This is a genomic window from Pseudomonas sp. Irchel s3b6 (assembly GCF_900187415.1).
Taxonomy (GTDB): Bacteria; Pseudomonadota; Gammaproteobacteria; order Pseudomonadales; family Pseudomonadaceae; genus Aquipseudomonas.
This window is the reverse complement of the sequence record NZ_FYDM01000026.1, coordinates 25,499-34,157: the sequence shown is the minus strand read 5'-3', so window position 1 is coordinate 34,157 and position 8,659 is coordinate 25,499. Positions and strand designations below refer to the sequence as shown.

At 58.6% G+C, this 8,659-nt stretch carries 8 protein-coding genes; 1 reads left to right on the top strand and 7 read right to left on the bottom strand.

Features of this window, described 5'->3' with window-relative positions; genetic code table 11:
* Positions 1-75 precede the first annotated feature (75 nt).
* From CKW07_RS24620 to CKW07_RS25835, 6 genes are all read right to left on the bottom strand, one after another.
* Positions 76-804: a hypothetical protein gene (locus CKW07_RS24620; protein ID WP_095147441.1), complete on the bottom strand. Its 729-nt coding sequence runs from the start codon at positions 802-804 to the stop codon at positions 76-78.
* A gap of 203 nt (positions 805-1,007) precedes the next feature.
* The gene (locus CKW07_RS24615; protein WP_176465372.1) at positions 1,008-1,505 is read right to left on the bottom strand and encodes a hypothetical protein; all 498 of its coding nucleotides are present in this window, start codon (positions 1,503-1,505) and stop codon (positions 1,008-1,010) included.
* A 303-nt stretch (positions 1,506-1,808) separates the two neighbouring features.
* On the bottom strand, positions 1,809-3,086 hold the full coding sequence (locus CKW07_RS24610; protein WP_095147440.1) for a flavohemoglobin expression-modulating QEGLA motif protein: 1,278 nt from the start codon (positions 3,084-3,086) through the stop codon (positions 1,809-1,811).
* Between the two features lie 290 nt (positions 3,087-3,376).
* Positions 3,377-4,078: a DUF3053 domain-containing protein gene (locus tag CKW07_RS24605; protein WP_095147439.1), complete on the bottom strand. Its 702-nt coding sequence runs from the start codon at positions 4,076-4,078 to the stop codon at positions 3,377-3,379.
* A gap of 148 nt (positions 4,079-4,226) precedes the next feature.
* Complete coding sequence (locus CKW07_RS24600) at positions 4,227-4,898, bottom strand: bifunctional 2-polyprenyl-6-hydroxyphenol methylase/3-demethylubiquinol 3-O-methyltransferase UbiG (protein WP_095147438.1); 672 nt, start codon at positions 4,896-4,898, stop codon at positions 4,227-4,229.
* A 193-nt stretch (positions 4,899-5,091) separates the two neighbouring features.
* The gene (locus tag CKW07_RS25835; RefSeq protein ID WP_095147437.1) at positions 5,092-5,391 is read right to left on the bottom strand and encodes a hypothetical protein; all 300 of its coding nucleotides are present in this window, start codon (positions 5,389-5,391) and stop codon (positions 5,092-5,094) included.
* Positions 5,392-5,886: 495 nt separating this feature from the next.
* Here CKW07_RS25835 and CKW07_RS24590 point away from each other — a divergent pair, with 495 nt between their 5' ends.
* Positions 5,887-7,227 (top strand): tetratricopeptide repeat protein, encoded by a 1,341-nt coding sequence (locus CKW07_RS24590; protein WP_095147436.1) that lies wholly within the window; start codon positions 5,887-5,889, stop codon positions 7,225-7,227.
* Between the two features lie 99 nt (positions 7,228-7,326).
* Here CKW07_RS24590 and CKW07_RS24585 read toward each other — a convergent pair whose 3' ends face one another.
* A complete protein-coding gene (locus CKW07_RS24585) occupies positions 7,327-8,631 on the bottom strand; it encodes an MFS transporter (RefSeq protein WP_095147435.1) in 1,305 nt (434 codons plus the stop codon).
* Positions 8,632-8,659 lie beyond the last annotated feature (28 nt).

Here is an 8,659-nt window from a genome sequence, read left to right as displayed (position 1 = left end):
GTCCGGGCCAAGCTGCTGTTCCTCAAATATGCATGCCTATAATTCCCTGGACGGTTCACTCTGACGGCATTTGCTCTACGTCAGTGAAGATTCGTCAACCGCCCCCATTGATAGCCTTCGTTCCGCAAGGAGCGCGATCTTGTCCACCTTTGAAAGATGCGGGCCCGGGGTGGGCAAGGCAGAAGTTGTAGCCTCGCGCCAGCGATAAAAGGGAGTAGTACCTGTGAACGCTGATAGTTGAGCTTTCCGTACTAGGGCCATCTCGATATGTGTAGCGATAACTGGATTGACTTTAGAGTATGCAAACCGTGAAGAGGGATGATTCACCACAGCCACCGGAATATCACCAGCTAGTGACTGAATCAGAGTACCGTTACGTGCGCTAAAACAAACAATCAAATCTGGTGACAACACATCCAAGACTTCGGCAAATGGTCTCTTACCCCTTTCCCAAGCACCCGGCGGTGGCGGAACACGGCTGTCGCGTAGAAACTCCTGCAGGAAGTTGTAATAGGCAACGCTACCCCAAAAGTCTCTTCTTTGTGCGTTGGAGAAGCTTTGTCTGACGTTCTGGACCGCAGCCATAATTTTTGTGAAGTGTGGATGCCGCCGAAGCTTCTTGGTTGCCTGGGGATGTCTCTCGCCTAAAGCAAGGGCTTTCACAATCTCGGGAGTGACTGTTGGGCGTTCGTGCTCCTTACCTCCATAGTGAGACTCGCACACTAAGAGAATGCGTAAACCGCAAAAACCCCTCTCATAGTGGGCCCCAACCCAAGGTGTAAAACGGACCGTGCTTTTGTTCATTTTTATCCTTAAATGTGATTACTCAAATCCGCCCTGTGAATCGCCTCTGGTTTCCTGGACGCATCCAATAGGCTGCTTTTGACCGATTGCAGTCTCTTGCGATAGTTGGACTCACAGTCGAAAACGGTCAGATACGATTGTCCGCTGATGATCCAATATAGTTAGCCTGTCCCAACGAGCGACCAGGACCGCCAGTTAGGCGCCTATCCAATTTGTCTGTTGAAAGCTGGCAAAGTACCGTGCCGTTTTTTGTGGGCCGTATGTAGATAGACCTCAATGAGGGATACTACTTCTGGGTCAGAGACCGTAACGACTGCAATCCGTGCTTCGCCGCTTAGAACGTGGGGCATTTGATTTTTGGCTTGCTCAAACCCGGTGAACCGGTGATTGGGAAAGGTTCGCCTTCCGTCTTCTCGGATATTGGGCGTCTTAACATGGTCCCAAACTCTATGGTGAAGGTTGTTCTTGGTTGCCTTTCCGATGTACAGAATTTCGCTTTCAGGAGAGCCAAAAAAGTACACGCCGCTCTTGCAACCAACTCCATCGCCGGTTACGAGCATTCCTAGGTTGGTTGGGTCCGACCAGTCGCCGATGGAGGGATTAGCGTCACCAAAGGCGAGTTCTATTTCGACCTTGTCGAATAGCGCAGGCATGGCGTGAGCCAGATCCATTACTAAGATGAATGCTTCTTTAAAGTCCACTTTTCCCCTCGGCTTCCTATCAGATTATTTGCCGACGGGAATACACCACGGTGGCAAGTCCATTTGTTTACAGTGTTCCACTTGTGACGAAGGTAGCGCTAGGTCTGAAGGAAAAACAATTGGGTCAGTGGTCGCATCTCGTACCAAAGCGAAAAATGAAGGTCTGCTTCTGGCCGAATGCTGCTTGTCGCGAAGGGCTGAAACCGACCCATGGCAGCCAGTCGTGCAGGGCAGAAAATAGCCAGAAGCAGTCGCTGAGGTGCATCCCTGAAACCAAAATGGCTCGGTGCACGGGCACTCTGATCACAAGGCACTGGCATCGGCTTCGTGCTCGTCTGCGAATGCCATGAGCACCTCCAGGTCGAGCACGTCGAGCTTGATCCGGGCGATAAAGGCAGAGAAGGCCAGGTTGGCGGCGAGCAGGCGCAGGTCCGAGGCCCAGGCTGGAAGATAGACCGGTCCCTGGAGCCAGCCGGACTCGAAAAGTGGCGCCAGGCGTACGGTATCACCCAGGCTGAGGCGCCCGGAAAACAAATGGCCTACCAGTTCCGGGCGGTTGTCGCGGATCGCGATGCGCAGCAAGGTATGGACGCCGATCAAACCCGTCAGGTAAGCGGCATCCTTGGTGAACGCCGAGCCGCCATGCAGGTCCGCGCCGCGAAACACCCGTTGGGTCGAGCGGAAGGACTCCTCTTGCGACTGACCGGCGGCAAGGAAACCTTCGAATACCTGGATGAAGTCGGCGCCATCCAGCGCTTGCTGGACCGCGAGCACGCGCAGGGCGAGGCGACGCAGGCGGTTGATGTCCATGCTGCCGGTGAACAGCTCGGCCAGGGTGGCAATGCCCTCCTGAGTTTGGGTCGTGCGTGGCGCCCCCAGGCCCAGGCTTTTGAGATTGGGTTGGCGCGCGCCGTTTTGGGCCGTGGCGACATGCACAAAGGCCTCGTGCTGCAACAACTGATTCTTGTCCAGCTCCGAGAACAGGGCGCTGGCACGCAGGCGGATGCGGCTCGCCCCGGCGATGGCCTTGGCGGCCAGGGTCGGATCGAGCATGACGGTGATCCGGCCCGCACCGAAGAAGCGGTCCAGTTCCGGCTGCATCCAGGCGGCAAAGGCTTCGGCCGGAATCTCGGCCAGGCTCGGTGGAATCTGGACGCCGCCCAGAAGGGCGTCGGTGGTCTTGAGGAAGAAATGGGCCGCGTCCAGCATGCTCAGTTTCAGGCGGGTGTAATAGAAATCCGGGCGCCGATACAGCGCTGACGAGTATTGAGTAAAGGCCGGTGTGCCAATCGCATTCAGCATGCGTCCGGCGGTGGCATAGCTACGCGCTGTCATGGCGAGGTAGTTCCCGGCCGGATGCCCCTCATCGCAACGGCCAGCAAAGGCTTCCAGGGCGGCGATCTCGGCACTGTGCCTGCGTGGGCGCAGCTCGACTTTGGGCAACTCCGCATGCCCGCCACGCCAATGTGCCAGGAAGACTTCCTCGACGCCATCCGGCCACGCCAGGGCATCCAGCACGCGAATCTTGCAGGCCAAACGGGGCAGGGCGGCATCGAGTTCGGACAGGGTGGCGGTGCTCATGGAAATCTCCTTGGGGGGACAAGGTTCATTCGCAAAAGTTTAGCCGTTGCCGATGTATTGCGTTGCACCCGCTCAAGGTGGCGCGCTTCAGGTCGACGGGGGCTGGCAGGCAAGAGGAGAACTCAGCGTACAGCCATACAGCCGCTATCGACAGCTGCCATTCATTCAGCACTGTTAAGTAGATCAACGCTCACGACGTCTGCCGGGCTCATGGCAAGGGTCTCCGTCAGGTGCCCAGTGAGAGCTCAGGGGCGTTTCACTGGGCGGGACGGGCATTTGGGGAGCGATGTCTAGCGGCCGAGCATCACGGTCTGCAGGCGAGCCTGGGCCTGTTGAACGGTTTTGGCCTGTGCGTTCAAGTCGTGCAGCAACGCATTCAACTCCGCCTGCACTTTAGGGTCCTGCACCTTGACCACCGGGCCATTGATTTCGATTTGCGCCTTGTGGGCAGTCACGTAATCGGCCACTTTCAGGCTGCTGTCCAAGGTGCTGTCGATTTGCGGCAGCACCTCCAGAAACGTGTTGGCGGGTACGCTGACGGTCTTGTCGTAGGCTTTGTCGTACACGGCTTTCAAGTCTTCCGGTTGCTTGAGTTGGGCATGGGCGCTATCGGCTTTTGCCCGTTGCTGCTGGAGTTGTACACCCATGTCATTCAGGCCGCTTTGCACCATCTTGATGTCGTCACGGCGTGAAATCACATCACTCAACGAGCGCACCGCTCCCTTCTGAACAAGGTTGCCGAGGGGTTTCACAACGGCGTCCATTGCGCCATTGAAGTCGGTGATCACCGCGTAATGAGTGGTGTATTCGCCAAACGCCTTCGACTCATCCGACGTCAACTGAGGTACGTGGACACCGGGTTTGTCGACGATGCGGGTTTGCAGGAACTTCGTGAATGCGGTGCGCTGCTCAGGTTCGTCACTGCCGCAGGCGATGAGTGCAAGGGGAAGCGCGAGGGCGAGTAGCCAATGAGGGCGAAACGAGACGTTCATGTCTGTGGAACTCCTGGAATATAAGAACATGTCCGCGGCACAGATGGCCTCTGCGGGGCGTGGGCAAGCTTATCGATTCTGTTGCGAGGATCCAAATAACCTGCATGATGAATCGCCTCTGGTTTCGTAGGCAGATCCAATCGATCGCTCAATCCCGCCGCTCGGCCACCAGCAGCAACGACTGCGGCACAGGACTTTGCGGGTGCTGCGGTTCCTGCAGGCTAACCAGACGAAAACCGGACATGTCCAGCGCATTGAGCCAACTGGACAAGGTCCGGAAGTACCACGGCATGGGTTGCCAGAGCCCCTTGAACCCGGCGAAGGTCTCTTCCCGCCAACCATCCTGATAGTCACCCATGGCAGCGGTCCACGGATGCAGCGTCTGGATCATCAGCGCGCCGCCAGGGGCGAGGAGGGCGTTCAAGGCAGCGAGCAAAGGGATGATGTCTTGGTGCAGCAGGGAGAAGTTGGCGCAGACCAGATCGTAGTCGCTGCCGATGTCGACTTCCGCCTCCACCAGCTCCTCATAGCTCGCCACATGGACCGGCCAAGAGCCTGCGGCCCGTGCCGCCTCGACCAGTGTCGCATCGCCATCCACACCGACCGCCTTGATGGCTCGTTCAGCCAGCGCACGCAACAGCCAGCCCTCGCCGCAGCCCAGATCGAGTACGTGCTCGGGCTGGCGGCCTTGCACCGCCAGCAGGATGGCCTGGTCGGTGACCTTGAGGCGGCTTTCCAGGGCGCCGGTGCGGATGGTTTCGATCCAGGATTGGGCGTTGTGGTGCCAGCTTTGGAGGAGGGTGGATTCGGAGGCGGCCATTTCGATGTCCGGAGTCGTTGGGTGGACGCAAGCATAGGACAAGTACTTCAGGTACGGGCATGAGTGGCTGTTGTCGGCCTATGGCTGCCGGTTGCGAAGGGCTGCAACCGACCCAACGCGGACGATCCGGCGCTGAATCAAGGGTGATGCTGTATGGGGCAGCGCGACAGCCAGGTTAGTTTGAGCAATTCTATTAATGTTTGCACTCCGCCAATACCACTTGGCAGGTATGCGGCGTGCCACCGGATCGGCCGGCATAGCGTATGCAATTATCCATGGATTTTTTGCGAGCCATGCTCAAGGTGGAGCCCCAAGCCAGGGCGCCCTCGCCGGCAGTGGGAAGCGCTTTTGCGTAGCAGTTTGAGCCTGTGCTTGAAGCCGAAGAGCGAGCCGTGGCAGTTTTGCCAGCACATCCTGCTGTCAGCGCCAGGTTGATGGCGAGCAGGGAGGGTAGGACCCATGACGAGTATTGACGCGCTGTTTTTCCGGTCATCCTGTTTCCCCTGTATCAAGAGGCTCGAGGCGTGTTTGTGGCCGCGCCCTACTTAGATTAGACGGTGTTGCGTCTGCCCTTGGGGCAGATTAACGGACTTGGCGCATTGGGGGGCGATTTGCTGAGCGGGCTCTTTTAAGTCCGTGTTTGTCCAATGCAGGGAGGTCATTCACAGTCCGTATATGGACACACATGATTGGCCGCAATCGACCGAGGCTGTGTAAAAACGTTCTCGACCAGTAACGGCGATCTGAATCGGGTCAAATAACGCGATCCCACGCAAATTTCAGGTCTTGATTTGACCAGAACTCCGGCAGATTTCACGTAGCAACGCAGACCTAAAAAATGATGCAGGCGTTTTTACACAGCCTGGACCAGAAGCAGCCATTCACGTTTCGTCGGGAAAGTGTCTCTGAGCCACATTCGGGGGGACAATCGAGAGCGATCTTCACATCTCGATCATGTATGCCCTTAGGGCGTGGTCAGGAGGAAATCATGAGCAAACGCGACAAGCGTGGCAATCCTGTTTCCTATGGCGTGCAGGAGGCGATCGATGCTCTGGATAGCGCTTGCGACTTGCTGCATGCCTACCAGGCCGATCCTCTGGCGGCGGCTGACAAAATTATCGCGCAGCACCCGGATTTTGCGCTGGCCCACGCCTTTCGTGCTGGCGCGATTGCGACTGCGACCGACAAAGCGTTTGACTCAGAGCTGTTCAAAAGTTTGGACGCGGCAGAGCGGTTGGCACCGAAAGCGAATGATCGCGAGCGGCAGCATATCCATGCCGTACGCGCTTGGTTCGACGGCGACTGGGAGCGGGCAATCGAAACCTGGGGGCGTGTTTCGATGGAGCACCCTCGCGATCTGCTGGCCCTGCAATTCGCCCATTTGGGCGACTTCTACCTAGGTTACTCGCACATGCTACGTGATCGCGTGGCTCGTGTGATGCCGCGCTGGGATAACCAGATTCCTGGCTTTGGCTTTGTGAAAGGGATGTATGCCTTTGGCCTGGAAGAGGCAGGGGATTACCGGCAGGCCGAAGAGCAGGGGCGCGAGGCTGTTGCCTTGAACCCGCAGGATGGCTGGGCAGTGCATGCCGTCACCCATGTCATGGAAATGCAGGGCCGTAGCGAAGAGGGGGCCAAGTATCTTTCATCCAGCGCCAGTGCTTGGGCTCCCAATAGCATGTTTGCCTTCCATTTGTGGTGGCACCAAGCGCTATTCCTCCTTGAGGCCAATGATGTGGCGGGCGCGTTTCGTCTCTTTGATGAGGACATTTCAGCGGGTGGATTTGGTCAAGCGCTTGAGCTACTTGATGGATCAGCGCTGCTCTGGAGACTCTCTCTGCTCGGTCATGACGTTGGAGATCGGTGGAAAGGACTGGCCGAAAGATGGGAGTCCCGTTGTGAAGACGGCTTCTACGCCTTTAACGACGTGAACGCGATGATGTCATTCGTGGGTTCTGGAAACAGCCGTGCACAAACTCAGCAGTTGGATACCCTGAAGCGGGCCGCTGCTGGCACTGGTACCAACGCCATGATGAGTAGAGAGATTGGTGTGCCGGCGTGCGAAGGGTTGGTGGCGTTTGGTCGTGGGGATTACGCCCAGGCTATAGCGTCGTTGATGCCGCTACGAGCCAAAGCCAACCGCTTCGGCGGTAGTCACGCGCAGCGTGATGTCTTCTCATGGACGCTGACCGAAGCCGCTATTCGCCTTGGCAACCGCACACTTGCCGAGGCACTGGTTGCCGAGCGCCTTGCATTGAAGCCTGAGAGCCCGATCAACCGCGCCTGGAAAATGCGCGCGGGTCAATTACAGCCGCTGCATGCGCGATAGCAGGAAGTCCGACCAATAAGGGGACCTGGCCGTTTGAATCCACAGCCGAATTGAGGCAGTCGCGTTAGGTGATAACTGACTCGATATGGACGGTCCCTCTCACTTTTCGAGATTCTCGGCATGGCTGAAAGCTGCCTGCCGTCCGCGCTTGAGGTCGACGCCAGCCAGGATCAGCAGGCCGACAACGAAATAGCCACCGGTGATCAGCATTGCCAGGCGGTGATCGCCACCGGACAGCCAACTGGTCAGGCCGTAAGTCATGGGGCCGAGGATTGCCGACAGTTTGACTGCCAGCCCCCAGAGGCCAAAGAACTCCGCCAGGCGGTTCGGCGGCGCCAGCAGACCGACTATCGCGCGGCCGGCCGATTGGCTGGCGCCCATACACAGACCGGCAAGATTGGCCGCCAGCCAGAACAGCCCGGGACCGTGCGCAATCCAGACCAGACCGACCATGCCGAGCCAGCCCAGCAATGTCAGTGCCAGCGTGGCGCGATGGCCGAGGCGATCCTGCAGCCAACCGAACAGCACGGCGCCGATGGAGGCCGTGATATTCACCACGAAGATCAGTAGCAGCGTGTCCTGGGTATTGAAGCCCATGACCTGATTGGCATAGATGGCAGCCAGGGTGATCACCGCCGAGATACCGGCCTGGTAGCAGACGGTGCAGGCAAGGAAGCGCAGCAGGTCACGATAACGATCGGCCTCTCGCAGCGTCTGCGCGAAGCGCGCTAGCGCCGCTTGCGCAATAGGCGTGTCGCCGCGCCCGGGCTGCGGCTGGCTACGTTCGCGCAGGAACAGGAAGGTCGGTACGCTGGCTACGGCGAACAAGGCTGCGGTGATCAGCATGCACACCGGCACGAACTGCGCCGCAGTCTGGCCCTGCGCCTGGGCCCAACTGACGAAGGCCAGGCAGGCGCCCAGGCTGACCAGACCGCCGATATAGCCGAACCCCCAGCCCCAACCGGACACCTTGCCCAAGGCATCGGCACGGGCGAGTTGGGGCAGGAAGGCGGCGATCAGGTTCTCGCCGCTGCCGAAGCAGAAGTTGGATAGCACGATGAAAAGGATCGCGACACCGAACTCCCCTGGTCCGGCCAGCGCGAGTCCAGAGGTGAAGGCGACGCAACCGACCGTGCTGAACAGCAGCAGGCGCTTCTTGCAGGCGAAGGCGTCGGCGTAGGCGCCGATCAGCGGCGCGGTCAGGATGATCAGGACATAGGAGAGGGTAGTGGCGCTGGTCCAGGCCAGCGTACCCCAGGCTTCGCCCTCGGCGACCACCGCGACGAAGTAGGCATTGAACACGGCGGTGATCACCACCGTCGTGTAGCCGGAGTTGGCGAAATCGAACATCGCCCAAGCCCAGATTTCTCGGCGTGTCACTCCGGGGGCAAGGCTGGCTGGCATGGTGATGTCTCTGTATGCGCTGGGTCCT

Excerpts from the sequence above, each read along its gene's own strand:
- CKW07_RS24590 (WP_095147436.1), top strand. The coding sequence starts at position 5,887 with ATGAGCAAACGCGACAAGCGTGGCAATCCTGTTTCCTATGGCGTGCAG.
- CKW07_RS24610 (WP_095147440.1), bottom strand. The coding sequence starts at position 3,086 with ATGAGCACCGCCACCCTGTCCGAACTCGATGCCGCCCTGCCCCGTTTG.
- CKW07_RS24585 (WP_095147435.1), bottom strand. The coding sequence starts at position 8,631 with ATGCCAGCCAGCCTTGCCCCCGGAGTGACACGCCGAGAAATCTGGGCT.
- CKW07_RS24620 (WP_095147441.1), bottom strand. The coding sequence starts at position 804 with ATGAACAAAAGCACGGTCCGTTTTACACCTTGGGTTGGGGCCCACTAT.
- CKW07_RS25835 (WP_095147437.1), bottom strand. The coding sequence starts at position 5,391 with ATGACCGGAAAAACAGCGCGTCAATACTCGTCATGGGTCCTACCCTCC.
- CKW07_RS24600 (WP_095147438.1), bottom strand. The coding sequence starts at position 4,898 with ATGGCCGCCTCCGAATCCACCCTCCTCCAAAGCTGGCACCACAACGCC.
- CKW07_RS24605 (WP_095147439.1), bottom strand. The coding sequence starts at position 4,078 with ATGAACGTCTCGTTTCGCCCTCATTGGCTACTCGCCCTCGCGCTTCCC.